The 25516-nt window shown below is 41.5% G+C and carries 34 protein-coding genes; 27 read left to right on the top strand and 7 right to left on the bottom strand.

Features of this window, described 5'->3' with window-relative positions; all coding sequences use genetic code 11:
* Positions 1-56 precede the first annotated feature (56 nt).
* The gene (gene mutS / locus BKG94_RS09325) at positions 57-2642 is read left to right on the top strand and encodes a DNA mismatch repair protein MutS (protein ID WP_077436467.1); all 2586 of its coding nucleotides are present in this window, start codon (positions 57-59) and stop codon (positions 2640-2642) included.
* Positions 2643-2737: 95 nt separating this feature from the next.
* On the opposite strand, the gene purL is transcribed toward mutS, so the two are convergent.
* Positions 2738-6631, bottom strand: a complete 3894-nt coding sequence (purL, locus tag BKG94_RS09320) for a phosphoribosylformylglycinamidine synthase (RefSeq protein WP_077436465.1) — start codon at positions 6629-6631, stop codon at positions 2738-2740.
* A gap of 155 nt (positions 6632-6786) precedes the next feature.
* Here purL and BKG94_RS09315 point away from each other — a divergent pair, with 155 nt between their 5' ends.
* The gene (locus BKG94_RS09315; RefSeq protein ID WP_077436463.1) at positions 6787-7326 is read left to right on the top strand and encodes a DUF924 family protein; all 540 of its coding nucleotides are present in this window, start codon (positions 6787-6789) and stop codon (positions 7324-7326) included.
* A gap of 45 nt (positions 7327-7371) precedes the next feature.
* Here BKG94_RS09315 and BKG94_RS09310 read toward each other — a convergent pair whose 3' ends face one another.
* The 3 genes from BKG94_RS09310 to lpxH form a co-directional block, all read right to left on the bottom strand.
* Positions 7372-8166: a formate/nitrite transporter family protein gene (locus BKG94_RS09310; RefSeq protein WP_077436461.1), complete on the bottom strand. Its 795-nt coding sequence runs from the start codon at positions 8164-8166 to the stop codon at positions 7372-7374.
* A 107-nt stretch (positions 8167-8273) separates the two neighbouring features.
* Positions 8274-8825, bottom strand: coding sequence for a carboxymuconolactone decarboxylase family protein (locus BKG94_RS09305; protein WP_077436459.1), 552 nt, complete (start codon positions 8823-8825; stop codon positions 8274-8276).
* 141 nt (positions 8826-8966) lie between these two features.
* A complete protein-coding gene (gene lpxH / locus BKG94_RS09300) occupies positions 8967-9677 on the bottom strand; it encodes a UDP-2,3-diacylglucosamine diphosphatase (RefSeq protein WP_077436457.1) in 711 nt (236 codons plus the stop codon).
* A gap of 86 nt (positions 9678-9763) precedes the next feature.
* Between lpxH and BKG94_RS09295 the strand changes: the two genes are divergently transcribed.
* The 3 genes from BKG94_RS09295 (at position 9764) to BKG94_RS09285 (ending at position 12523) form a co-directional block, all read left to right on the top strand.
* Positions 9764-10510 carry a 1-acylglycerol-3-phosphate O-acyltransferase gene (locus BKG94_RS09295; RefSeq protein WP_077436455.1) on the top strand — a complete coding sequence of 249 codons (747 nt, stop codon included), beginning with the start codon at positions 9764-9766 and terminating at the stop codon, positions 10508-10510.
* A complete protein-coding gene (locus BKG94_RS09290; RefSeq protein WP_077436453.1) occupies positions 10503-11912 on the top strand; it encodes a multicopper oxidase domain-containing protein in 1410 nt (469 codons plus the stop codon). Before BKG94_RS09295 ends, BKG94_RS09290 begins: the two co-directional genes overlap by 8 nt.
* Positions 11913-12040: 128 nt before the next feature.
* Entirely contained in the window at positions 12041-12523 is a 483-nt protein-coding gene (locus BKG94_RS09285; protein WP_077436451.1) for a hypothetical protein, read from the top strand.
* 43 nt (positions 12524-12566) lie between these two features.
* Here the strand turns inward: BKG94_RS09285 and BKG94_RS09280 are convergent, their stop codons facing one another.
* The gene (locus BKG94_RS09280) at positions 12567-12788 is read right to left on the bottom strand and encodes a SlyX family protein (RefSeq protein WP_077436449.1); all 222 of its coding nucleotides are present in this window, start codon (positions 12786-12788) and stop codon (positions 12567-12569) included.
* A gap of 91 nt (positions 12789-12879) precedes the next feature.
* Between BKG94_RS09280 and BKG94_RS09275 the strand changes: the two genes are divergently transcribed.
* The 22 genes from BKG94_RS09275 to rplQ all read left to right on the top strand — a co-directional run bounded on the left by BKG94_RS09275 (position 12880) and on the right by rplQ (position 24074).
* Positions 12880-13602 carry an FKBP-type peptidyl-prolyl cis-trans isomerase gene (locus BKG94_RS09275; RefSeq protein ID WP_077436447.1) on the top strand — a complete coding sequence of 241 codons (723 nt, stop codon included), beginning with the start codon at positions 12880-12882 and terminating at the stop codon, positions 13600-13602.
* Positions 13603-13700: 98 nt separating this feature from the next.
* Complete coding sequence (locus tag BKG94_RS09270; RefSeq protein ID WP_077436445.1) at positions 13701-14363, top strand: helix-turn-helix transcriptional regulator; 663 nt, start codon at positions 13701-13703, stop codon at positions 14361-14363.
* Positions 14363-14743, top strand: coding sequence for a sulfurtransferase complex subunit TusD (gene tusD / locus BKG94_RS09265; protein ID WP_077436443.1), 381 nt, complete (start codon positions 14363-14365; stop codon positions 14741-14743). Before BKG94_RS09270 ends, tusD begins: the two co-directional genes overlap by 1 nt.
* Positions 14740-15099: a sulfurtransferase complex subunit TusC gene (tusC, locus tag BKG94_RS09260; RefSeq protein ID WP_077436441.1), complete on the top strand. Its 360-nt coding sequence runs from the start codon at positions 14740-14742 to the stop codon at positions 15097-15099. The genes tusD and tusC overlap by 4 nt, the downstream gene beginning before the upstream one ends.
* A gap of 9 nt (positions 15100-15108) precedes the next feature.
* Positions 15109-15396 carry a DsrH/TusB family sulfur relay protein gene (locus BKG94_RS09255; RefSeq protein WP_077436439.1) on the top strand — a complete coding sequence of 96 codons (288 nt, stop codon included), beginning with the start codon at positions 15109-15111 and terminating at the stop codon, positions 15394-15396.
* A 160-nt stretch (positions 15397-15556) separates the two neighbouring features.
* Complete coding sequence (rplN, locus tag BKG94_RS09250; RefSeq protein ID WP_005548786.1) at positions 15557-15928, top strand: 50S ribosomal protein L14; 372 nt, start codon at positions 15557-15559, stop codon at positions 15926-15928.
* A 13-nt stretch (positions 15929-15941) separates the two neighbouring features.
* Positions 15942-16253 carry a 50S ribosomal protein L24 gene (rplX, locus tag BKG94_RS09245; RefSeq protein WP_077436437.1) on the top strand — a complete coding sequence of 104 codons (312 nt, stop codon included), beginning with the start codon at positions 15942-15944 and terminating at the stop codon, positions 16251-16253.
* A 17-nt stretch (positions 16254-16270) separates the two neighbouring features.
* Positions 16271-16810, top strand: a complete 540-nt coding sequence (rplE, locus tag BKG94_RS09240; RefSeq protein ID WP_018356926.1) for a 50S ribosomal protein L5 — start codon at positions 16271-16273, stop codon at positions 16808-16810.
* Between the two features lie 11 nt (positions 16811-16821).
* Entirely contained in the window at positions 16822-17127 is a 306-nt protein-coding gene (gene rpsN, locus BKG94_RS09235; protein ID WP_005701877.1) for a 30S ribosomal protein S14, read from the top strand.
* A gap of 36 nt (positions 17128-17163) precedes the next feature.
* The gene (rpsH, locus tag BKG94_RS09230; protein WP_018356925.1) at positions 17164-17556 is read left to right on the top strand and encodes a 30S ribosomal protein S8; all 393 of its coding nucleotides are present in this window, start codon (positions 17164-17166) and stop codon (positions 17554-17556) included.
* Between the two features lie 15 nt (positions 17557-17571).
* Positions 17572-18105, top strand: a complete 534-nt coding sequence (gene rplF, locus BKG94_RS09225; RefSeq protein ID WP_077436435.1) for a 50S ribosomal protein L6 — start codon at positions 17572-17574, stop codon at positions 18103-18105.
* 13 nt (positions 18106-18118) lie between these two features.
* Positions 18119-18472 carry a 50S ribosomal protein L18 gene (gene rplR / locus BKG94_RS09220; RefSeq protein ID WP_018356923.1) on the top strand — a complete coding sequence of 118 codons (354 nt, stop codon included), beginning with the start codon at positions 18119-18121 and terminating at the stop codon, positions 18470-18472.
* A gap of 14 nt (positions 18473-18486) precedes the next feature.
* Positions 18487-18987 carry a 30S ribosomal protein S5 gene (rpsE, locus tag BKG94_RS09215; RefSeq protein WP_059366021.1) on the top strand — a complete coding sequence of 167 codons (501 nt, stop codon included), beginning with the start codon at positions 18487-18489 and terminating at the stop codon, positions 18985-18987.
* 6 nt (positions 18988-18993) lie between these two features.
* Positions 18994-19173: a 50S ribosomal protein L30 gene (gene rpmD / locus BKG94_RS09210; protein ID WP_026215457.1), complete on the top strand. Its 180-nt coding sequence runs from the start codon at positions 18994-18996 to the stop codon at positions 19171-19173.
* A gap of 3 nt (positions 19174-19176) precedes the next feature.
* The gene (gene rplO, locus BKG94_RS09205; RefSeq protein WP_077436433.1) at positions 19177-19611 is read left to right on the top strand and encodes a 50S ribosomal protein L15; all 435 of its coding nucleotides are present in this window, start codon (positions 19177-19179) and stop codon (positions 19609-19611) included.
* A gap of 7 nt (positions 19612-19618) precedes the next feature.
* Positions 19619-20944: a preprotein translocase subunit SecY gene (gene secY / locus BKG94_RS09200; protein WP_077436431.1), complete on the top strand. Its 1326-nt coding sequence runs from the start codon at positions 19619-19621 to the stop codon at positions 20942-20944.
* A gap of 30 nt (positions 20945-20974) precedes the next feature.
* Positions 20975-21088, top strand: a complete 114-nt coding sequence (gene rpmJ, locus BKG94_RS09195; RefSeq protein ID WP_005625868.1) for a 50S ribosomal protein L36 — start codon at positions 20975-20977, stop codon at positions 21086-21088.
* Between the two features lie 139 nt (positions 21089-21227).
* On the top strand, positions 21228-21584 hold the full coding sequence (gene rpsM, locus BKG94_RS09190) for a 30S ribosomal protein S13 (protein WP_059366018.1): 357 nt from the start codon (positions 21228-21230) through the stop codon (positions 21582-21584).
* A gap of 12 nt (positions 21585-21596) precedes the next feature.
* On the top strand, positions 21597-21986 hold the full coding sequence (gene rpsK, locus BKG94_RS09185) for a 30S ribosomal protein S11 (RefSeq protein WP_005543603.1): 390 nt from the start codon (positions 21597-21599) through the stop codon (positions 21984-21986).
* A gap of 29 nt (positions 21987-22015) precedes the next feature.
* Positions 22016-22636 (top strand): 30S ribosomal protein S4, encoded by a 621-nt coding sequence (gene rpsD / locus BKG94_RS09180; protein WP_018356917.1) that lies wholly within the window; start codon positions 22016-22018, stop codon positions 22634-22636.
* 31 nt (positions 22637-22667) lie between these two features.
* Positions 22668-23651 (top strand): DNA-directed RNA polymerase subunit alpha, encoded by a 984-nt coding sequence (locus BKG94_RS09175; RefSeq protein WP_077436429.1) that lies wholly within the window; start codon positions 22668-22670, stop codon positions 23649-23651.
* A 39-nt stretch (positions 23652-23690) separates the two neighbouring features.
* On the top strand, positions 23691-24074 hold the full coding sequence (rplQ, locus tag BKG94_RS09170; RefSeq protein ID WP_077436427.1) for a 50S ribosomal protein L17: 384 nt from the start codon (positions 23691-23693) through the stop codon (positions 24072-24074).
* Positions 24075-24336: 262 nt separating this feature from the next.
* Here rplQ and galU read toward each other — a convergent pair whose 3' ends face one another.
* Positions 24337-25224, bottom strand: coding sequence for a UTP--glucose-1-phosphate uridylyltransferase GalU (gene galU, locus BKG94_RS09165; protein WP_077436425.1), 888 nt, complete (start codon positions 25222-25224; stop codon positions 24337-24339).
* A 20-nt stretch (positions 25225-25244) separates the two neighbouring features.
* Complete coding sequence (csrA, locus tag BKG94_RS09160; protein ID WP_077436423.1) at positions 25245-25436, bottom strand: carbon storage regulator CsrA; 192 nt, start codon at positions 25434-25436, stop codon at positions 25245-25247.
* Between the last annotated feature and the right edge of the window lie 80 nt (positions 25437-25516).

The following is a 25516-nucleotide window of genomic DNA, read 5'->3' as shown; positions in this document are numbered from 1 at the left end:
CCGCTATTTTTCGACCAAGATCGCCGTCTATTTTCTTATCAAAAACAGGTAACTCAATGATTTCAGAAGATAATTTTTCTCAGCATACTCCAATGATGCAACAATATCTCAAACTCAAAGCGGAAAATCCGGATATTTTGCTGTTTTATCGTATGGGGGATTTCTACGAGCTGTTTTATGATGATGCAAAAAAAGCGGCGGCATTGTTGGATATTTCCCTCACCAAACGGGGACAATCCGCAGGGCAGCCCATTCCTATGGCCGGGGTGCCTTATCACGCCATAGAAGGGTATTTGGCGAAGCTGGTTCAATTAGGTGAGCCGGTGGCGATTTGTGAGCAAGTGGGTGATCCGGCAACGAGCAAAGGGCCTGTGGAGCGTCAAATTGTGCGTATTGTGACACCCGGTACGGTGAGTGATGAAGCGCTGTTGCCGGAACGCCAAGACAATTTGATTGCCGCTGTCTATCAAGAAAAAGAAAGATTTGGTTTAGCCACCTTGGATATGACATCCGGTCTCTTTCAACTGTGCGAACCGGAAAATAAAGAAACCTTGCGTGCGGAATTACAACGCATTTCACCGGTGGAATTGCTCTATTGCGAAGATTTCAGCGACATGGCAATCATTGAACATTGTAAAGGATTACGCCGCCGCCCCATTTGGGAATTTGAACTTGGCACGGCAATCAATTTGCTGAATCGTCAATTTGGTACCAAAGATTTGCGTGCTTTCGGCGTAGAAAAATCCCCTCTTGGTTTGAGTGCAGCGGGCTGTTTATTGCAATATGCCAAAGAAACCCAACGCACTGCACTGCCACATATTCACAGCATCAGCGTGATTCAAAATCAAGATTATATTCAATTAGATGCTGCCACAAGACGCAATTTAGAACTCACTCAAAATCTTGCCGGAGGCACGGAGAATACCCTCGCTTCTGTGTTGGATAAATGTGTGACGCCAATGGGGAGTCGTTTGCTCAAACGTTGGATTCACCAGCCGATCCGTAATACTGAAAAACTGCGACAACGCCAACAGGCGATTGCGGAAATCTTAAATTTTGATTTGGTGGATGAATTACAACCTTATTTAAAACAAGTGGGGGATATGGAACGCATTTTGGCTCGTGTGGCGTTGCGTTCGGCTCGTCCACGAGATCTCACCCGTTTGCGTACTGCATTAGAGCAACTTCCCGAATTACGCACGATCATTCAACAAAAAACACCGCCATTTTTGACCGCACTTTTTAATCAAATCGCAGATTTTTCTGCGCAGTGTGATTTGCTTCAACGTGCCATTATTGACTCGCCCCCACTTTTGATTCGTGATGGTGGGGTGATTGCACAAGGATACCATGCGGAATTGGATGAGTGGCGAACCCTGTCTGAAGGGGCGACCCAATATTTAGAAAATTTGGAAAAACGAGAGCGGGAAAATACGGGGATTGACACCTTAAAAATCGGTTTTAATGCGGTTCACGGCTATTATATTCAAATCAGTCAAGGGCAAGCTCACAAAGCGCCGATTCATTATGTACGCCGCCAAACCTTAAAAAATGCGGAACGCTACATTATCCCGGAACTTAAGGAATATGAAGATAAAGTGCTGAAATCCAAAGGGGCGGCATTGGCATTGGAAAAACAGCTTTACGAGGAATTATTTGATTTGTTGCTTCCCCATTTAGGGGCATTGCAATTGGCAAGCCTTGCTTTATCGGAATTAGATGTATTAGTGAATTTGGCGGAACGTGCCGATCGATTAAATTATGTGATGCCTACATTCTGTGACGAAATCAGTATGACGATTGAGAATGGTCGCCACCCTGTGGTGGAACAGGTGTTAAAAGAGCCTTTTATCGCCAATCCGGTTGAACTTAATCATGATCGTCATTTGCTCATAATTACCGGCCCGAATATGGGGGGAAAAAGTACCTATATGCGCCAAACCGCATTGATTGCCTTAATGGCCTATATGGGAAGTTTTGTACCGGCAGATCAGGCGCAAATCGGGCCGATAGATCGTATTTTCACCCGTATCGGTGCTTCTGATGACTTGGCTTCCGGTCGTTCAACCTTTATGGTGGAAATGACGGAAATGGCGAATATTCTCCATCAAGCGAGTGCGCAAAGTCTGGTCTTAATTGATGAAATCGGGCGAGGCACCTCCACTTATGACGGGCTTTCCCTTGCTTGGGCATGTGCGGAATGGCTGGCGAAAAATATTCGTTCGCTTACCTTATTTGCCACCCACTATTTTGAATTAACCGCTTTACCGGAACAATTTGCAGGTATTGTGAACGTGCATTTAGATGCCCTTGAACACAATAATACCATTGCCTTTATGCACAGCGTACAAGAAGGGGCGGCAAGCAAAAGCTATGGTTTAGCCGTTGCCGCGTTAGCCGGTGTACCGCAACAAGTCATTAAACTGGCAAAGCAAAAATTGACGCAATTAGAAAAAATATCGGGCCATGCTGCCGATCAACAAATTCAAGCCTTGCGAGAAGCCAATCAACACCAAGGCGAGCTTGCCTTTGAACAAGAAACGGATGCGTTACGAACCGCCATTGAGAAACTTGATCCTGATGAATTAAGCCCAAAACAGGCGCTGGCGTATTTGTATCAATTAAAGAAAATGGTGAATTAAAACGCAAAGAAAAACGACCGCACTTGCGGTCGTTTGTTATTTTGGGCTTTAAGGTAAATCACATCAATGAAATGCTTTAAAGCCCGATAGTTGTGTTATTTAAACTGCACCCGTGCATTTCTAAACAAGCGCATCCAAGCACCGTCCTCACTCCAATCTTCCGGATACCACGAGTTGCTCACGGCACGAAATACCCGTTCAGGGTGTGGCATCATTGCCGCAATACGACCGTCTAGGTTAGAAATGGCAGTGATACCTAAGGCAGATCCGTTTGGATTCGCCGGATAGGTTTCCGTTACATTCAAGTTGTTATCAATATATTGTGCAACGATTAAGTTCTGCGCTTGAAGTGCGGTTAAATTTTCCGGTGCTTTGAATTCCACACGCCCTTCGCCGTGGGAAACGGCAATCGGCATATGGGAACCTGCCATACCTTGGAACCATAAAGAGTGGGTATCGTTGATTTTCACTAAACCAACACGGGCTTCAAAACGTTCGGATTTATTTCGCACAAAGCGAGGCCAGTTTTCTGCACCCGGAATGATTTCCGCAAGATTAGAAATAAACTGACAACCGTTACATACCCCTAAAGACAGGGTGTTTTCATTAGCGAAGAATTGGCTGAATTGTTCACGTAATTGTGGGTTAAATAAAATTGATTTTGCCCAGCCACCGCCAGCGCCAAGCACATCCCCATAAGAGAAACCGCCGCAAGCAACCATCGCATTGAAATCATTTAAATGGTAACGCCCTGCCATTAAATCACTCATATGAACATCAATGGCGGCGAACCCTGCACGGTCGAATGCTGCGGCCATTTCCACATGGCTGTTTACCCCTTGTTCACGAAGTACGGCGACTTTCGGTTTTGCCCCTTTGGCAATATAAGGTGCGGCAATATCTTCATTCGGATCATAAGTTAAGAATGCAGATAATCCTTTGTTTTCCGCATTTTTCTTCGCTTCAAATTCTTGGTCGGCACATTCCGGATTATCACGCAAACGCTGCATTTGATGAGTTAATTCAGCCCAAATAGCACGCAATTCGGAGCGTTTTTCACTGAGTAATTTTTTATTACCTCGTGCGATTTCAATATGATCATCCGTGGTCACCGCACCGAGTTCGTGGGTAAGCGGTAATAAATTGTGGGTGTTTAGAATCTCACGCACAGCGGTTAATTCGCTTTCCGCCACTTGAATCACGGCGCCCAGTTCTTCGTTAAATAACACGGCGAGATCATTATCACCTAAGGCGGAAATATCCACTTCAATACCACAGTTTCCGGCAAAGGCCATTTCCGCTAAGGTGACGATTAACCCACCGTCGGAACGGTCGTGGTAAGCCAATAATTTACGCTCTGCCACCAAGGCTTGCATGGCATCAAAAAATTGTTTCAATGTATTCGCATTTTCCACATCCGCCGGTTTATCGCCTAATTGCTTATAAACTTGAGCAAGGGCGGTTGCGCCAAGACGATTTTTGCCTTCGCCTAAATCGATCAGCAAGAGACGGGATGCCCCTTTATCGGTACGCAGTTGTGGGGTGACGGTTTTACGCACATCTTCCACCCGTGCAAACGCACTGATCACGAGAGAAAGTGGGGCGGTAACGGCTTTTTTCTCGCCGTTTTCTTCCCAAGTGGTTTTCATTGACATGGAGTCTTTACCCACTGGAATAGTGATGCCAAGTGCAGGACAAAGTTCTTCACCCACGGCTTTCACTGCCTCATAAAGTCCGGCATCTTCACCGCCGTGACCGGCTGCTGACATCCAGTTTGCGGAAAGCTTAATGCGTTTAATCTCACCAATGTTGGTGGCGGCGATATTGGTGATGGATTCCGCCACCGCCAAACGGGCGGAGGCACCAAAATCAAGTAATGCTACCGGAGCACGTTCACCCATTGACATTGCCTCACCGTGATAACTATCAAGGCTTGCGGTAGTGACGGCCACATCGGAAACTGGAATTTGCCATGGACCGACCATTTGATCCCGTGCCACCATACCGGTGACAGAGCGGTCGCCAATGGTAATGAGGAAGGTTTTTTCTGCTACCACCGGTAAACGTAATACACGATGGAGGGCTTCTTTCAACACAATATTGTCTTGTGAAACAGGTGGATTTTCGACCGCACTTGATTGCACATTGCGGGTCATTTTTGGCGTTTTACCGAGCAGCACGTTCATTGGCAAATCAATCGGATTATTATCAAAATGGCTGTCGTGTAAGGTTAAATGTTTTTCTTCTGTGGCTTCACCAATCACCGCAAAAGGCGCGCGTTCACGTTCACAAAGTGCGGTAAATAAATCCAATTTTTCCGGTGCAATGGCTAAAACATAGCGTTCTTGTGATTCGTTACACCAAATTTCAAGCGGTGACATCCCTTTTTCATCACAAAGAATGGAACGCAAATCGAATTTTCCGCCACGCTCTCCATCGTGCACCAATTCAGGCATCGCATTGGATAAACCGCCTGCACCCACATCGTGAATAAATAAAATCGGGTTCTCTTCACCCAGTTGCCAGCAACGGTCGATCACCTCTTGGCAGCGACGCTCCATTTCAGGGTTTTCCCGTTGAACGGAAGCAAAATCCAAATCTTCTTTTGATTTACCGCTATCCATTGAGGAGGCGGCACCGCCACCCAAGCCGATATTCATCGCAGGACCGCCTAATACGATAAGTTTTGCGCCAACAGGAATTTCGCCTTTTTGCACATGTTCGGCACGAATATTACCGATACCGCCTGCCAACATAATCGGTTTGTGATAACCACGGACTTCCTCGCCGTTAAAACTGTTCACTTTTTCTTCATAAGTGCGGAAATAGCCGAGCAATGCCGGGCGACCAAATTCATTATTAAATGCCGCTCCCCCTAACGGGCCTTCAATCATAATATCGAGTGCTGAAGCAATGCGGTTAGGTTTCGAAAGCGGATTTTCCCAAGGCTGCTCAAAGTTTGGAATCACCAAGTTTGATACGGAAAAACCGGTTAAACCGGCCTTCGGTTTTGCCCCACGGCCGGTTGCCCCTTCATCACGAATTTCCCCACCGGAGCCGGTTGCCGCCCCCGGAAAAGGCGAGATCGCCGTTGGGTGATTGTGGGTTTCCACTTTCATCAAAATATGTGCATCTTCATTGTGGTAACGATATTGCCCATCTTGATCGGCAAAGAAACGTCCCACTTTAGAGCCTTCCATCACAGCGGCGTTATCTTTATAGGCGGAAAGCACGTAATCTGGGGTTTTCTCAAAGGTGTTTTTGATCATTTTGAACAAGGATTTTTCTTGTTTTTCACCGTTAATCACCCAGTCTGCATTAAAGATTTTATGGCGACAATGCTCGGAGTTGGCTTGGGCAAACATATAAAGTTCAATGTCGTTCGGGTTGCGTCCAAGGGCGGTGAAATTTTCCACCAAATAATCAATTTCATCTTCCGCTAAAGCAAGCCCCAGTTCAATATTGGCGGTTTCTAACGCTTTTCGGCCACCGCCTAAAATATCTACAGTGGTAAAAGGTTTTGGTGCTTGGTGGCGGAATAAAACTTCGGCATCTTTGGCATCACGCACCACAGTTTCCATCATACGGTCGTGCAAAAGTGCGGTTAATTTTGACTGTGTTTTTTCATCTAAAGGTTGGTTAAATTCAAAGTAATAGGCAAGACCACGTTCAATTCGATCCACTTCTTTTAAGCCACAATTATGGGCGATATCCGTCGCTTTGGATGACCAAGAGGAAATGGTGCCGACACGTGGGATAACAATGAAGGTTTCACCTTTTGCTTCGTGTTCTGCCAAGGTAGGACCGTAATGGAGCAAGGCTTTTAGCTTGCTTTCCTGTTCGCCGGAAAGCGCTGCATTGAGTTCGACAAAATGAACATACTCGGCATAGACAGATTTCACCGGCAGCCCGTTTTGTTGGAATTTTTGCATTAAGCCATTAATACGGAATTCGGAAAGGGCAGGTGAGCCACGAAAAATTTGAAACATAAGGATTCCCTTTGAGTCTGAATAGAAATGAAAATTGCGCGCTATTATAAAGGAAAAGGGAGAAAAACGAAAACGTTTGCGTTTGTTTTGTAGCATTCTTTATTAAGCAGTTTTCTTGTAAAATATTACTCGTTTTTTATTGAGAGGAGAAAGCAATGTCTTACCAACGCGTACTTGATTTTTGGTTTAGTGAGGAAACAAAACCATTTTGGTTTGCTAAAAGTGAGGAATTTGACCGCAAAATCCGTGAGCAATTTTATGATTTATGGCAGCAAGCGGCACAATCGGAACTAAATCATTGGCGCGAAACGGTGCAAGGTCGATTGGCGGAAATTATTGTATTGGATCAATTTTCACGCAATTTACATCGTGATAGCCCCTTGGCATTTGCACAAGATAATATGGCTATTGCATTGGCACAAGAAGCCGTTAAACAAGCTGAATTTAAAAATATGACGGTACGTGAGCGTCATTTTATGCTGATGCCGTTAATGCACAGTGAAAGCAAGGTGATTCATGAACAAGCCGTGCCTTTATTTGAACAATTTGGCCCTGAAGAAAGCGTGGATTTTGAATTGAAACATAAGGTGATTATTGATCGTTTCGGCCGCTATCCTCATCGCAATGCCGTATTAGGTCGGGAAAGTAGTGCAGAAGAAGTCGAGTTTTTAACCCAACCGGGATCGAGTTTTTAATAAGAGGGAACAAAAAGTGCGGTTGATTTTAACCGCACTTTGAGTTTAGATTTGGTAGTCTTCTTTTAATAAATGACGATAGGCATAGAGATAAGAGGCGCCAACGAAGGCGGCTCCACCGGTAACATTGCCGAGGAAAACCGGAATCATATTTAAGAAAAACTCTCCCCAAGTGATGTTCGCACCGGCAAAAATTCCGGCTGGAATGATAAACATATTGGCGACAAAATGTTGTAAACCGATAAGCACAAAAATCATCACGGGAAACCACATGGCAAGGATTCGCCCTGAGGTTTGTTTTGCCCCAAAATAAAACCAAATTCCCATACAGACCATCCAGTTACAGGCAATGGCAGAGATGAAGGCACGGGAAAAATCCATTTGTACTTTCGCTTCTGCAATGGCGATGGTTTTAGAGGCAGCAATACCTTCTGCCAAGCCCACATAATGTCCTAAGAAAAATGCCATAAACAGTGCGCCGGCAAGGTTACCAAGGCTGACGATACCCCAGTTTTGGACTAATTTTTTGAAACTGACACGTTTACTGAGCCGCCCTAATGCCATCATCATCATGTTTCCAGTGGCGAGTTCTCCTCCGCCAATGAGAATACAGATTAGACAAATAGGAAACACAGCCGCGCCTAATAAGGTGGCAAGCCCGCTCCACTCGGAGGGGATTCCGCTCACCACTTTCAAGTAAGCCATATAACCGAAACTGACATAACCGCCGCCTAAAAAACTGAGAATGGCGAGGGTTTTAAGATGACCTTGTGATTTGGCATAACTTTTGTCAATGACATCTTGTAAAATTTCATGAGGGTAAAGATCACGGCTGTTCATTATATTTCCTTTTTTATTAATAACTTATTGATGATTAAAGGTGACAAAATATCCACATACCCTAGAAAAATGGCAAAGATAATACTTTGCCATAAGGAGAGAAGGAATTATGCGAAGGGTTGTAATTCAGGGTTGATTGGGGTTTCTGCAATATTATTAACATAGTTACATAATGTGGCGAGGCTCACCCCAAGGATGACATCAATCGCATTTTCTTGTGTATAGCCCGCATCAAAAAAGGCTTGCAGTTGCGCCGGTGTGAGTTTTGCTTTTTGTAATATGACCGCAAGGGTAAAACGGGCGAGGGTATCAAGTTTATCATCGCTTTCAATACGTGCGGTGGCACGGATTTGATTGACAAGATCTTCCTCTAACTTTAATACTTTTAAGGCTATTTTTGTATGTCCTGCCACACAGAATCCACAGCCGTTTACCACTGCTGCGGTAATTTGTACGACCTCACGTTCTGTTGCGGTCAGGCTATTTTTACCGTTAATGCCGCCCACGGTACGATAGGTTTCTAAGGCGGTTGGGGCATTAGCCAATACACCGATTAAATTGGGAATAAATCCATTGGCATTTTTGACCGCAGTTAAGGCTTCTTTTGCGGCTTCTGGTGCGGTTTCAATATTGTGGATAGTAAATTGAGATTGAGACATAAAAAACTCCTGTTGTAAAAATCATTTGTTGCCTGATAGTACGTGAGGAGTTTTGGTTTTGGAAAGAAATAAAGGCTATTTGATAGATAAAAAAGTTATAAGTATGAAAAGACGATTTGAATATTTTCACACGGAATTAGGCTATTTTAGGAAGCCAATTTCCCCATTTTCTTCTGCCACGAGAATGGAGGCATAATCGGTTCGCCAATCGCCTAGTACAATGCGTTTTTTGCCCTCATAGTGATGAATCGCTTCACGATGGGTATGCCCGTGAATTAACAGAGGGGCATTATATTGCTGCATTTGGGATAAGGTGAAGGGAAGATTAACATCCATAATTTCATCGGCTTTGTGTGCTTTGTCTTTTCGGCTTTTTGCCCGAATTTTCTCTGCAATTTTTAACCGCACTTTTAAGGGTAAATGCAGGAAAAGCCATTGCCGCCATTTTTGATGAACTTTGAGGCGGAATTGTTGATAGTTGACATCATCAATACAAAGGGTATCGCCGTGGCAGAGTAGGGTAGGCATACCGTAAAGATTAATCATTTGATAATCGGGCAGTAAAGTCATCCCTGTTTCTTTAGCAAAGCGTTTTCCAATGAGAAAATCACGGTTGCCGTGGATAAAGTAGCAAGGGATACCTTGTCCTGTGAGATGTGTAATCGCACCTTTAACTTGAGTAATTAATGGCGATTGTTCGTCGTCACCAATCCAAAAATCAAATAAATCACCGAGAATATAAACCGCTGCTGCGTTCGGTGCGAGATTGTGCATAAAATCTAAGAAAAGTGCGGTCAGTTTTGGTTGTGTTTCGCTCAGATGAAGATCGGCAATGAAATAAGTCTTTTTCATAGAATTTCCGTAAATTTTTGCCTAGATTAGCACAAAATCCCTTCTAATTTGCTATACTTCCGCGAAATTTTCTTATAGGTGTTGATATGTTAAAACTGGCTCGAATCCTCATTGTGGTGATTTGTTGTATTTTAATCTGTGTGCTTGGCACGATTTATTCCTTCATCCGCTTTAAAAATCCCAGTAATGTGGGCGTGATGGCTCGATGGTTTGGGCGTTTATCCCCGCTTTTCGGGTTACAAGTGGAACACCGCTTTCCGGAAAATAAAGAAAACTTTGGGCGTGCGATTTATATTGGTAATCACCAAAATAACTACGATATGGTGACGATTTCTTATATGGTGCAGCCTCGTACCGTGAGTGTTGGGAAGAAAAGCCTGATTTGGATACCGTTTTTCGGCATTTTGTATTGGGTAACGGGCAATGTTTTTTTGGATCGGGAAAATCGTTCTAAAGCCCATGGCACAATGACACAGCTTGCAGAGCGTATTAATAAAGATAACCTTTCTATTTGGATGTTTCCGGAAGGCACGCGAAGTCGTGGACGGGGATTGTTACCTTTTAAAACCGGTGCGTTTTATGCTGCGGTTGCCGCCGGTGTACCGATTATTCCGGTGGTGTGTTCAACCACTCATAACAAAATCGATCTCAATCGTTGGGATAACGGCAAGGTGATTTGCGAAATGATGGCGCCGATTGATACGAGCGGTTATAGCAAAGAATCCGTGCGGGATTTAGCTACATACTGCCACGATTTAATGGAAAAGCGTATTGCCGAATTGGATGCGGAAATTATGCAATCCCATCAAGATAAGGAAAGTTCAAATGCTTAAACTTTCCCGCCGCCAGTTGCTAAAAACAAGTGCAATTTCCACCGCACTTTTTACTGTGCCGACACCTCTCATTGCTGCGACACGAGCTAAATTGGTCGTGCCGCCATTGGTTGAAGTGCGCCGTGGTCGCCCGATTATTCTGACGATGGAAGAGGCCGGATATAAGCTGGACGGTGAACATCAGGTCAGCGTGTGGGGCTTTAATGGTAATTATTTAGGGCCGACAATCAAAATTAAGTCGGGGAGTTTTGCAAAACTCAATTACCACAATAATTTACCTCAACATGTTTCCCTTTCTATCCAAGGTTTACAGGCTTCCGGTGAATTGTTTGGCGGGGCGGCACGAGTACTTAAAAAAGGCGAGTCTTGGGCACCGATTGTGCCGATTGATCAACCTGCCGCCACTTGTTGGTATCGCTCTGCGACATTGGCCAACTCTGCTTATCAAACCTATCGGGGATTAGTGGGAATGTGGTTGATTGAAGATGAGCAAAGCACTAAATCCGCTCTTCCCCGTAAATATGGGGTAGATGATATTCCATTGATTTTACAGGATATGGAATTTAACAGTGAAGGGGTACAACTATTCAAACAAAATCAACCGCACTTTGTGGGGAATCGTTTATTAGTTAATGGTTTGGAAGCCCCTTATTTAGAGGTGCCTCGTGGCTGGGTGAGATTGCGTTTGCTCAACGCCTCTTTGGCGCGGGCTTATGAGCTGCGTTTGGATAACGATCAAGGCATCACGGTGATTGCAAAAGATTTGGGTTTTCTTCCTCGAGGCAATGTGGTGAAATCCTTTATTTTAGCACCCGGCGAGCGGACAGAAATCTTGCTTAATCTAAGTGAAGGCGGCAATGTCTCGCTTATCTCGGGGCATAAACGAGGTATTTTTGACAAAGTGAAACAGATTTTTTCCTCTGACGGTGAATTAGTGGAAAATACTGTATTAGAATTACGCCCTCAAGGTGATTTTTCCGCTTTCGCTCAAAAAATGGATGTAACGTTTGAGACAGATGCGGTGTCTATGCTCAATGCAAAGGTTGAACGAGAGCGCACATTTGTTTTGGATGTCACAAGCGGTTTAATTAACCAACAACGTTTTGATCCGCGCCGTGTGGATGTGGTGGCCAAACAAGGCTCGGTGGAACGCTGGATTTTGACCAGTTCTCTGCCGGTTGGATTTACCCTTCAAGGGGCGAAATTCATCGTAGAAAGTAATGAGAATGGTGTGTCGAAAGAGAGTGAGTTAGTTTGGAAAGATACCGTGTGGGTGAGAGGAAAAACGCAAATTTTAGTGCGTTTTGATCAACCTTCCTCCAATAACTATCCGTTTATTTTTGGCGCATCGAATCTTATGCTTGCCGATATGGGCTGCATTGGGATAATGATTGTGCAATAAAGTGCGGTCACAAAAAACAACGTTTTTTGAATATCGGCTTTGCTAACGGCCCCGATAGGGTGAACAAACGAGTAAGCGAGTTTGTGAATAATTTTTAGTTTATTTTTTATTCATTAAAAGGAAAAGAAATGAAGAAAACTCTCAGTTTAATTTCTATTGCAACGATGTTATTTGGGGCGGTAAATATGGCAGAGGCCAATGCTGCAGACAGTCAAAAAGAGAAAAAAACAGTATCGCCGGAAATTTATCTTTCTGTGTTTAATACTTCAACGGAGCCTTTCACCGATCTCAAAACAACCGCATTATCACGTAGCCAATCCAATCTTCGACTTTGTTGGGTGGCGCAAGGTCAGTTTTCCGAATCGGTGAGCACAATTGAAACCTTAAAAGCGCCGGCAAAACAAAAGATTGTGGCAAAAGGCTCCGAAGTCTCAACCTCACAAAATGGCAAAGTGAATGTGATTCGCAGTACATTAAAAACATCGGATCAAGGTAGAAGTTTAGTCAGATGTTGGCATTTTGATGAAACCGATCCTCTGGGTAAATATAAATTGCAAATCCAAATTATGGGAAAAGTTTATCAAGATTTATCATTTAGCGTGGTGGGATAATCACAAGCAAAAACGGATAATCAATATTGATTATCCATTTTTTTCAGTAATGCGGCGGAGGAGTTTCTTCTGCTTGGCTGGCAATATTTGAGGGGTGGAAGTCTTTCAGTTTATTTGCCATATAACGTAATTGCAGTTGCATTCTATCCATATCAAATTGTTGTTGAACTAATGCTTGGTTTAATTCCTCTAACAATTGTTCTTGAAATGCCACTTTCATTTCAAGTTCGGTAATGCGATTTTCTAACCTTTGTTGAATTTGCATGATTTTTCTCTAAATTTTAAAAAAAAGTTGAGAATAGCTTAAATCCGATTTAATCTATTCGGCACTTTTCTATTATAAAGGATTAATAACAATGTTAAAAATTCAAAAATTTTCATTGGCAGCATTAATGGTAAGTGCGGTTGTTTCCGGTGTTGTTTTTGCAGATGAAAAGACTGATGCGAAATTTAATGATGATGTATCTTATGCCTTAACTGCTTATTCTATGACGCAGGCAAAATTACTGGCAGAACAAGGTGAAATTAAATTAAACGAAGCGCAAGTAAATAAAGCGGTGGATGATGTATTGAAAGGTAAATTTACCGAAGAAAAAATTGGTGAATTGACGCAAACTTTAGAGCAGTTTCAACAAAAAGTCGTTGCGCGTGAACAAGTGAAAATGAAAGAGATTGCACAGAAGGCACAAGATGAAGGCGATAAATATCGTGCTGAGTTTGCCAAAAAAGAAGGCGTGAAAACCACAAAATCCGGTTTATTATATCGCCTCGTTGAAGCCGGAAAAGGTGAGGTGATTAAGCCAACGGATACGGTCAAAGTACATTACACGGGTAAATTACCAAACGGTGAAGTTTTCGATAGTTCGGTAGAGCGTGGTCAACCGGCAGAATTTCGTTTAGATCAAGTTGTGAAAGGCTGGACAGAAGGACTTCAATTAGTGAAAAAAGGCGGCAAAATTGAGTTAGTACTTCCTCCTGAATTGGCTTATGGTAAACAAGGGGCTGGCGCGTCTATCCCACCAAATTCAACATTGTACTTTGAAGTAGAAGTATTGGACGTTAATCCTAAAGATAAATAATCTATAAACTTGAATAAAACATAGCCAAAAGCTATGTTTTATTCTTACCTTCCCATTGCAAAAGTGCGGTTATTTTTAGCATAGATTTGGATCTATTCATGTTACATGACGAATATATTTTCACCGATGAAGATCACACAATTTTAAATTCTTACAAAGCCGTAGTGGATGGCGTGAGCGCACTTATTGGTGAGCATTGTGAGATTGTTTTGCATTCTTTGGATGATATTGAGCATTCCGCTATTTGCATTGCTAACGGACATAATACTAATCGCCAAGTAGGCTCTCCTATCACGGATTTGGCATTACGCTCTTTACACAGTATGCAAAGTGAGGATGTCTCGAAACCTTATTTCACAAGAGTAAAAAATAATGTCTTGATGAAATCTGTTACTATCGCAATTCGTAATAAAAGCCAAAGAATCATAGGGTTACTGTGTATTAACATTAATCTTGATGTGCCGGTTTCAAAATTTATTCAATCGTTTATGCCAACCATTGAGGCAGAAGAAGCCTCTTCTGTAAATTTTGCGAACTCTATGGAAGATTTGGTTTCGCAAACCGTTGAAAAAACCATTGAAGAGGTCAATGCGGATCGCACAGTGGCGAATAATAATAAAAACCGCCAAATTGTGATTTCATTATATGAAAAAGGAATTTTTGATATTAAAGATGCCATTAATTTAGTCGCAGAACGCTTGGATATTTCCCGCCACACTGTCTATCTTTATATTCGTCAAATTAAACAAGAGCAAGAATAATGAACTATGTACTTGCGGTAAAAAGTCCTGTTTACGGTACACAAGGCGCTTACCTTGCGTATCAATTTGCAGAAGCTTTAATTGAGAAAGGACATAGTATCAAGCAGGTTTTCTTTTTCCAAGAAGGGGTAAGCAATGGTAATGCTTTTGTTTATCCGGCTAGTGATGAGGTGAACTTACCGCGATATTGGCAAGTTTTTGCCGATAAATATGATATCCCTTTATGTTTGTGTGTGGCGGCATCACAACGTCGAGGTGTAGTAAATGAAATGACGGCGGAAACCGGGAACAACCATAATCTGGCAGAAGGTTTTATGATTACCGGTTTAGGGGAGTTCATGGCTGCAACATTAAACGCCGATAGAGTAATTACATTATGAAAATAGCCTTTTTGTTTCGTTCTGCGCCACACGGTAAATCTTTTGCCCGAGAAGGGTTGGATGCCTTACTTGCCGCAACAGCATTTTGTGATGAGGAAGAAATAGGTGTATTTTTTATTGATGATGGCGTGTTTAATTTACTAAACGGGCAGCAACCGGAGCAGTTATTACAAAAGGATTTTATTCGCACGTTTAAGTTATTGGACTTATATAATATCGAACAGCGTTTTATTTGTCGGGAGTCCCTTGATAAATTCGGTATCGTAGAGGATAGGCTTATAGTATCGGGAAAAAAAATTGATCGTACGGTATTATTCGCTAAGCTGAACCAAGCCGATAAATTACTCACATTTTAAGGGATATTTATGCTCTATTGTTTTTCTCAAGCAACTTACGATAAAGAAGAATTAATCGGCTATCTTTCTTTGGTTACAGAAAATGATGCGATTGTACTTTGGCAAGATGCCGTATTATTGATAATAAAATACCCCGATTATTTTAAACTTTGCAAGGGCGGTTGTTTTGCCTTGGAACAGGATATTTTAGCAAGAAATTTGACCGCACTTTTACCTAAAGAAAATATAGTGCAATTTATTTCTTTGTTAGATCTTGTTGATATTACAGAGCAATATTTTCCACAGATAGCATTGTAAAAACATTTGTTTTTTCTCCGTCTTTTCACATTTTATCGATAAATCTTATTGATTCACCTAGTCCTTTATGCTATATTCCGCAACCTCTTACATCTGTCTTATGCTTATGTAAGTATGTTCGTCCCGAAAGGGTGTTTTTTTAACTTAACGGAGCACTAATATGATCCAAGAACAGACTATGCTGGATGTTGCTGACAACTCAGGCGCTCGCAGCGTAATGTGTATCAAGGTTCTAGGTGGATCGCACCGTCGTTATGCTGCAATTGGTGACATCATCAAGATTACTGTGAAAGAAGCAATTCCTCGCGGTAAAGTGAAAAAAGGTGATGTATTAAAAGCGGTTGTTGTGCGCACCAAGAAGGGTGTTCGTCGCCCAGATGGATCAGTCATTCGCTTCGATGGCAATGCTTGTGTCATTTTAAATAATAACACTGAGCAACCAATCGGTACTCGTATTTTTGGACCTGTGACGCGTGAACTACGTTCTGAGAAGTTCATGAAGATCATTTCTTTGGCACCAGAAGTACTGTAAGGAGAAGTGACAAATGGCTGCAAAAATTCGTCAAAACGATGAAGTAATTGTGCTTGCCGGTAAAGATAAAGGCAAGCGTGGTAAGGTAACTAAAGTGTTACCGAACGGTAAAGTTTTTGTTGAAGGTGTCAATATTATCACTAAACATGAAAAACCGGTTCCTGCATTAGGCAAAGCTGGTGGCTTAGTGAAAAAAGAAGCAGCAATTGACGTTTCAAATGTTGCGATTTTTAACCCGAAAACAAATAAAGCTGATCGTGTAGGTTTTAGATTTGAAGAAGGCAAAAAAGTACGTTTCTTTAAATCTAACAATGAAATTATCTAACAAACTGGAGTAATGCGATGGCGAAACTGCATGATTACTACAGAGATCAAGTAGTAAACGAATTAAAAAATAAATTCGGCTACAAATCTGTCATGCAAGTCCCACGAATCGAAAAGATTACCCTGAATATGGGTGTGGGTGAAGCATTGACCGACAAAAAATTGCTAGACAACGCAGTAGCGGACTTAACAGCAATTAGCGGTCAAAAACCTTTAGTAACTAAAGCTCGTAAATCTGTTGCAGGCTTTAAAATCCGTCAGGGATATCCAATCGGTTGTAAAGTAACACTACGCGGTGAGCGTATGTGGGAGTTCTTTGAACGTTTAATTACAATTGCTGTTCCACGTATTCGTGATTTCCGCGGTTTGAGTGCGAAATCATTTGATGGTCGTGGTAATTACAGTATGGGTGTGCGTGAACAAATCATCTTCCCTGAAATCGATTACGATAAAGTAGATCGTGTACGTGGTTTAGATATCACTATCACAACTACTGCTAAGAATGATGAAGAAGGTCAAGCACTACTTGCTGCCTTTAATTTCCCATTCCGTAAATAAGGCAGGTTATTATGGCTAAACAATCAATGAAAGCACGCGATGTAAAACGCGTTAAATTGGCTGAAAAATTCTATGCTAAACGTGTGGAATTAAAGAAAATCATTTCAGATGTCAATGCCTCTGACGAAGATCGTTGGAATGCGGTATTAAAGTTACAAACTTTACCACGCGATTCTAGCCCATCTCGTCAACGTAACCGTTGCCGCCAAACTGGACGTCCACACGGCGTTCTTCGTAAGTTTGGTTTAAGCCGTATTAAGGTCCGTGAAGCTGCAATGCGCGGTGAAATCCCAGGCCTTAAAAAAGCGAGTTGGTAATATACCACTTTATTTTGGAATCGGAGAAAAAGTACAATGAGTATGCAAGATCCAATCGCAGATATGCTGACCCGAATTCGTAACGGTCAAGCTGCGAACAAAGTTGCGATCAGTATGCCTTCATCCAAGCTAAAAGTGGCAATTGCCAATGTATTAGCTGCTGAAGGTTATATCGAAAGCGTTAAAGTTTTAGAAGGTGTGAAACCTGAGTTAGAAATTACTTTAAAATATTTCCAAGGAAAACCGGTTGTAGAGAGTATCCAACGTGTAAGCCGCCCTGGTCTTCGTATTTATAAACGTAAAGACGAGTTACCAAAAGTTATGGGTGGATTAGGTGTTGCTGTTGTTTCTACATCTAAAGGTGTTATGACTGACCGCGCAGCTCGTCAAGCTGGCTTAGGCGGTGAGATCATCTGTTATGTAGCTTAATAGAGAGGTAGGAAAATGTCTCGTGTTGCAAAAGCACCTGTTAATATTCCTGCCGGTGTTGAGGTTAAACTTAACGGTCAGTTATTAACAGTAAAAGGTAAAAATGGCGAGTTATCTCGCACAATTCATAATTCAGTTGAAGTTAAACAAGATAATGGTCAACTAACTTTTGCTCCACGTGAAGGTTTTGTTGATGCGAATGCCCAATCAGGCACGGCTCGTGCATTGGTTGATGCAATGGTTATCGGTGTTAATGAAGGCTTCACTAAAAAATTAGTATTGGTTGGTGTTGGTTACAGAGCTCAACTTAAAGGTAATGTCGTTGCATTAAGTTTGGGCTATTCCCACCCCGTAGAGCACACTTTGCCGGCAGGTATTACTGCTGAATGTCCTTCTCAAACAGAGATTGTATTGAAAGGTGCTGATAAACAGCTAATCGGTCAAGTTGCAGCAGATATTCGTGCTTATCGTCGTCCTGAGCCTTATAAAGGTAAAGGGGTACGTTACTCTGATGAAGTGGTACGTATCAAAGAGGCTAAGAAGAAATAATTAAGGTAACACTATGGATAAGAAATCAGCTCGTATCCGTCGTGCAGCTCGTGCACGCTATATGATGAGAGAGCAAGGTGTAACTCGTTTAGTTATTCACCGTACTCCACGTCATATTTATGCACAAGTTATTGCACCGAACGGTTCAGAAGTGCTTGCCGCTGCTTCAACTGTTGAAAAAGCAATTCGTGAGCAAGTAAAATACACCGGTAACAAAGACGCAGCTGCAGTAGTGGGTAAAACCGTTGCAGAGCGTGCATTAGCAAAAGGCGTAAAAGCTGTTGCTTTTGATCGTTCCGGATTTAAATATCATGGACGTGTCCAAACTCTAGCGGACGCTGCTCGTGAAGCTGGTCTACAGTTCTAATGAGGTAAATTGAGATGTCAAACATCGAAAAACAAGCTGGTGAACTGCAAGAGAAGCTAATCGCAGTAAACCGTGTATCAAAAACTGTAAAAGGTGGTCGTATTATGAGCTTCACCGCATTAACTGTGGTGGGTGATGGAAATGGCCGTGTAGGTTTTGGTTATGGTAAAGCACGCGAAGTTCCGGCAGCGATCCAAAAAGCGATGGAGAAAGCTCGTCGCAATATGATTAATGTAGCTTTAAATGAAGGTACATTGCAACACCCTGTTAAAGGTGTTCATACTGGTTCTCGTGTATTTATGCAACCTGCTAGTGAGGGTACTGGTATCATTGCAGGTGGTGCGATGCGCGCAGTGTTAGAGGTTACTGGTATTCGTAACGTCCTTTCTAAAGCATACGGTTCTACCAACCCAATTAATGTTGTTCGTGCAACTATTGATGCATTAGCAAACATGAAATCACCAGAAATGGTTGCTGCAAAACGTGGTAAGACTGTTGATGAAATTTTGGGGTAATTGATAATGGCTAAAACTATTAAAGTAACACAAGTTCGTAGTTCGATTGCTCGTTTACCGAAGCATAAAGCTACCTTGCGTGGTCTTGGTCTTCGCCATATGAACCACACAGTTGAGTTAATTGATACACCAGCAGTACGTGGAATGATTAACCAGGTTTCATACATGGTTAAAGTAGAGGAGTAAGAGATGCGTTTAAATACTCTATCTCCGGCTGAAGGCGCCAAACATAGTTCTAAACGCCTTGGTCGTGGTATTGGTTCTGGTCTAGGTAAGACCGGTGGACGTGGTCATAAAGGTCAGAAATCTCGTACCGGTGGCGGGGTTCGTCGCGGTTTTGAAGGCGGTCAAATGCCATTATACCGTCGTTTACCAAAATTTGGTTTCACTTCAATGAAAGCTGCAGTTACCGCAGAAGTTCGTTTGAATGACTTAAATAAAGTAGAAGGCGGTGTAGTAACTTTAGAAACGTTAAAAACTGCAAATGTTTTAACTAAAGATATTCAATTTGCTAAAGTTATTTTAGCCGGTGAATTGAAATCTGCAGTTGTTATCCGTGGTTTACGTGTGACTAAAGGTGCAAAAGCAGCAATTGAAGCTGCTGGCGGTTCAATTGAGGAATAATTAGCAAATGGCTAAACAACCAGGTTATCAAGCTAGAAGTACCAATAGTGGTAAAAGTGAGCTAAGAAGTAGATTGCTTTTTGTTTTAGGTGCACTTATCGTTTATCGTATTGGTTCATTTATTCCGGTTCCTGGTATTGATGCAGCCGTACTCGCTCAATTAGTTGAACAACAAGAAGGTACCATCATTGATATGTTCAACATGTTCTCTGGTGGTGCATTAAGCCGAGCTTCAATTCTTGCGCTAGGTATTATGCCATATATCTCGGCATCTATCGTGATTCAATTGTTAGCAACGGTTTCTCCTGCTTTAGCTGAGTTGAAGAAAGAAGGCGCAGCTGGTCAAAGAAAAATTACCAAGTATACTCGTTATGCTACGGTAGTTTTTGCTACTATTCAAGCTGTTGCAATTTCAACAGGGTTACCAAATATGTTACCCGGACTGGTTCCAAATGTTGGATTCAGTTTTTATTTTACCTCAGTAGTGAGTTTAGTAACTGGTACCATATTTTTAATGTGGTTAGGTGAACAAATTACAGAGAGAGGAATTGGTAACGGTATTTCGATTCTTGTTTTCGGTGGGATCGTAGCAGGTTTACCTTCAGCTATTCTAGAAACAATTGAGCAGGCTCGCCAAGGACAAATGCATCCATTAGTTCTTTTACTAATAGCAGCAATTGTTTTTGCGGTAACTTATTTTGTTGTTTTTGTAGAAAGAGGACAACGTCGAATTCGAATTGAGTATGCTAAACGTCAGCAAGGTCGTCAGATCTTAGGTGGACACTCAACACATCTACCATTAAAAGTTAATATGGCAAATGTAATGCCGGCAATTTTTGCATCTAGCATTATCTTATTCCCAGCCACATTAACTCAATGGTTTGGTCAGAATGATAAATTTGAATGGTTGAATAATTTATCAATGTTGTTGAATCCTGGTCAGCCTCTATATTTGCTTGTTTATGCAATTGCAATTATTTTCTTCAGTTTCTTCTACACCGGAATGCAATATAACCCGCGTGATACGGCAGATAACTTAAAAAAATCTGGTGCATTTATCCCAGGAATTAGACCAGGTGAGCAAACATCCCGTTACATTGATAAAGTAATGACTCGTTTAACTTTAATTGGCGGTCTTTATGTAACATTTGTGTGTTTGGTCCCTTATATTATGACATCGGCTTGGGATGTTAAATTCTACTTCGGTGGAACATCATTATTAATCGTTGTCGTTGTAATTATGGATTTCATTGTACAGGTTCAAAGTCACTTAATGTCGTCTCAATATGAATCTGCATTGAAAAAAGCAAACCTCAAGGGGTTAGGACAGTAATTGTCCGATTAACGTAAAAAAGGATAAGCAATGAAAGTTCGTGCTTCCGTAAAGAAAATGTGTCGTAACTGCAAAATTGTTAAACGTGAAGGTGTTGTGCGCGTATTGTGTAGTGACCCTAAACATAAACAACGTCAAGGTTAATTGACATTTTTCTTGCAAAGAACCAGTTGAGCAGTTATACTGCCCGACTCATTTACATCCTTGGTATTCTGTTTGAGTATCCTGAAAACGGGCTTTTCAAGATCAGAATACCAATTAATTTAGAATATAGGAGTGCATAGTGGCCCGTATTGCAGGCATTAACATTCCTGATCACAAACATACTGTGATTGCCTTAACTGCAATTTATGGTATCGGTAAAACTCGTTCAAAAGCTATTTGTGCTGCAGCGGGGATTGCCGAAGATGTTAAGATCAGAGAATTGTCTGAAGAGCAGATTGACAAACTGCGTGACGAAGTTGGTAAATTTACCGTTGAAGGTGACTTACGCCGTGAAGTAACACTAAACATCAAACGTCTTCTAGACTTAGGTTGTTACCGTGGCTTACGCCATCGTCGTAGTCTACCGGTACGTGGTCAACGTACTAAAACTAACGCGCGTACCCGTAAGGGTCCTCGTAAACCGATCAAAAAATAGTCGGGGTAAATAATGGCTAAAACACCAGTTCGTGCACGTAAACGTGTAAAAAAACAAGTTGTAGATGGCGTAGCTCATATTCACGCATCTTTCAATAACACAATCGTTACTATTACTGACCGCCAAGGTAATGCTTTAGCATGGGCAACAGCTGGTGGTTCAGGTTTCCGTGGTTCTCGTAAATCTACACCGTTTGCTGCACAAGTTGCTGCTGAACGTTGTGCTGAAATCGTTAAAGAATTCGGCTTAAAGAACTTGGAAGTTATGGTTAAAGGTCCGGGACCAGGTCGTGAGTCAACAATCCGTGCATTAAATGCTGCGGGTTTCCGTATCACGAATATTACAGATGTAACCCCGATTCCTCATAACGGTTGTCGTCCACCGAAAAAACGTCGTGTTTAGTGACGTAATAGGATAGTTGGAGAAAGAAAATGGCAAGATATTTGGGCCCTAAACTCAAGCTCAGCCGTCGTGAAGGCACTGATTTATTTCTTAAATCAGGTGTGCGTGCGATTGATTCAAAATGTAAAATTGATACAGCTCCAGGTCAACATGGTGCTCGTAAACCACGTTTATCTGACTATGGTAGTCAATTACGTGAAAAACAAAAAGTTCGTCGTATCTATGGTATTTTAGAACGTCAGTTCCGTAACTACTATAAAGAGGCGAATCGCTTAAAAGGTAACACTGGTGAAAACTTATTAGTGTTATTAGAGGGTAGATTGGATAACGTTGTTTATCGTATGGGATTTGCTGCAACTCGAGCAGAAGCTCGTCAGTTGGTAAGTCATAAAGCGATTGTAGTAAATGGTCGCGTTGTGAATATCCCATCTTTCCAGGTTGCAGTTAATGATGTAGTAGCTGTTAGAGAAAAATCTAAAAAACAAGCTCGGATTAAAGCATCATTAGAATTAGCAGAACAAAGAGAGAAACCAACTTGGTTAGAAGTTGATGCAACTAAAATGGAAGGTGTTTTTAAACGTATTCCTGAACGTTCTGATTTATCAGCAGATATTAACGAACATCTGATCGTTGAGCTTTACTCGAAATAATAGTTAAGCTTAAAAGTAAAGAGAGGATAAAATGCAGGGTTCTGTTACAGAATTTTTAAAACCACGTTTAGTAGATATTGAGCAGGTTAGCTCAACACATGCTAAGGTGATCCTTGAACCGTTAGAGCGTGGCTTTGGTCATACTCTAGGTAATGCATTACGCCGTATTCTTCTATCTTCAATGCCAGGTTGTGCTGTAACTGAAGTAGAGATCGATGGAGTATTGCATGAATATAGTAGTAAGGAAGGAGTTCAAGAAGATATTCTTGAAGTGCTTTTAAACCTTAAAGGTCTAGCGGTCAAAGTACAGAATAAAGATGATGTTATTCTGACACTAAATAAATCTGGAATTGGCCCTGTTGTTGCAGCAGATATCTCCCATGATGGGGATGTTGAGATTGTAAATCAAGACCATGTGATTTGTCATTTAACTGACGAAAATGCCTCAATTAGTATGCGTATTCGTGTTCAGCGTGGCAGAGGATACGTTCCGGCTTCGACTCGTGTTCAGACAGATGAACGTCCAATTGGTCGTTTACTTGTTGATGCTTGTTATAGTCCTGTCGAAAGCATTTCTTATAATGTTGAAGCAGCTCGTGTTGAACAACGTACGGACTTGGATAAATTAGTAATTAATTTAGAAACAAACGGTACGTTGGATCCTGAAGAAGCAATTCGTCGTGCAGCAACAATCTTAGCAGAGCAACTAGATGCATTCGTTGATTTACGTGATGTTCGTCAACCTGAAATCAAGGAAGAAAAACCGGAATTTGACCCGATTTTACTACGTCCTGTAGATGATTTAGAGTTGACAGTTCGTTCTGCTAACTGTTTGAAAGCAGAAACAATTCACTATATCGGTGACTTAGTACAACGTACAGAAGTTGAGTTATTAAAAACGCCTAATCTTGGTAAGAAATCACTTACTGAAATTAAGGATGTACTTGCTTCACGTGGTTTGTCACTTGGTATGCGCCTTGAAAATTGGCCGCCAGCAAGTATTGCTGAAGACTAATTTGGCATAGATTAAGGTTTTTCTGAGAAGGATAATATCATGCGCCATCGTAAGAGTGGTCGTCAACTAAACCGTAATAGTAGCCATCGCCAAGCGATGTTCCGTAATTTAGCCAGTGCTTTAGTTAGTCACGAGATTATCAAGACAACTTTACCTAAAGCTAAAGAATTACGTCGTGTAGTTGAACCGTTAATTACATTAGCAAAAGAAGATAGCGTTGCAAACCGTCGTTTAGCATTCGCTCGTACTCGTAACATTGAAACTGTTGCGAAGTTATTCAATGAATTAGGTCCACGTTTTGCTCAACGTGCAGGTGGTTATACCCGTATTTTAAAATGTGGTTTCCGTGCAGGTGATAATGCTCCAATGGCTTATATTGAGTTAGTTGAACGCCCAGAGATTGTGGAAACAACCGCGGAATAAATAGTTGAATAAAAATTAAAAAGCTCGCAATTGCGAGCTTTTTTGTTGTTTTAAATTCGTAAGTGAAATCAATTATATTTTGATAACGAATGATTTGAATCAAGAAAATAAAATTTAGGTAAAATAATTGCTGTACTGCGACTTCTATTCGCGTAGATTTATTCAGGAAGGCTATTAAAAATACTTATTTTTACTCTACATCTAGACCTATCGCCAGAGCTAATGACAAAAAAGCGGTGAATTAACCGCTTTTCTTATCGTTTTATAGGCTTTTTGCCAGGCTTTTAATAAATAATTTAAAATCTTTACCTAGTTTTTCATGTCTAATGCCATATTCAACGAAAGCTTTCATATAACCGATTTTATCACCGCAATCGAAGGAGTTACCTGTCATATGGAATGCTTCAACATTTTCTTTTTCGATCAGCATATCAATAGCATCAGTTAATTGAATTTCATCACCTACACCAACAGGCGTTTTTTCTAATAAGTCCCAGATCGTGGAAGAAAATACGTAACGACCGACCACAGCAAGGTTAGATGGCGCATTTTCAATTGAAGGTTTTTCAACGATATTTTCAATTTTAGCACTTTCTCCATCTTTTAGTTCTACATTACCACAATCAACGATCCCGTAACTACTCACTTCTTCTTGAGCAACGGGAGCCACCATGATTTGACTAGATAGAGTTTCATTAAACCGTTTAATCATAGCGGATAAATTTTCTTTTTTCTGATTCGCACTAAAATCAGCAAGTAACACATCCGGCAGAACAACAGCAAAAGGCTCATTACCTACAACTGAGCGTCCACATAATACAGCATGACCCAAGCCTTTCGCATTACCTTGGCGTACATGTATGAGAGTAACATCTTTAGGGCAAATAGAACGTACCTCCTCTAAAAGTTGGCGCTTTACGCGTTTTTCCAACATTGTTTCAAGCTCAAAAGAGGTATCGAAGTGGTTTTCTATAGCATTTTTTGATGAATGGGTAACGAGTACAATCTCTTTAATACCTGCCGCAACACATTCATTTACTACATATTGAATTAGTGGTTTATCTACTAACGTAAGCATTTCTTTTGGAATTGCTTTTGTTGCAGGTAACATACGAGTGCCTAAACCGGCAACCGGAATAATCACTTTCATAACATTAAAGTCCATAATAATTATGATAAATCATTAGAAGATTCATCTTGCTGTTTTTTAATTTGTTGGTAAATCTCTTCTCGGTGAACAGATACTTCTTTAGGTGCTTGTACACCGAGCTTTACTTGGTTTCCACGTACACTTAACACTGTGATAGAAATATCATCTCCAATAAGTACACTTTCGCCAACTTTGCGGGTTAAGATTAACATTCTTTATCCTCTTAGTTTGCATTTATTAGATATCCCTATCTATCAAGGAACAGTTGGCATCCATCCAACCAAGGCTTTTG

This window comes from Rodentibacter ratti (assembly GCF_002000485.1).
Lineage (GTDB): Bacteria > Pseudomonadota > Gammaproteobacteria > Enterobacterales > Pasteurellaceae > Rodentibacter > Rodentibacter ratti.
Note: the sequence above shows the minus strand (reverse complement) of the source record. Positions and strands in the feature narration are given on the sequence as shown.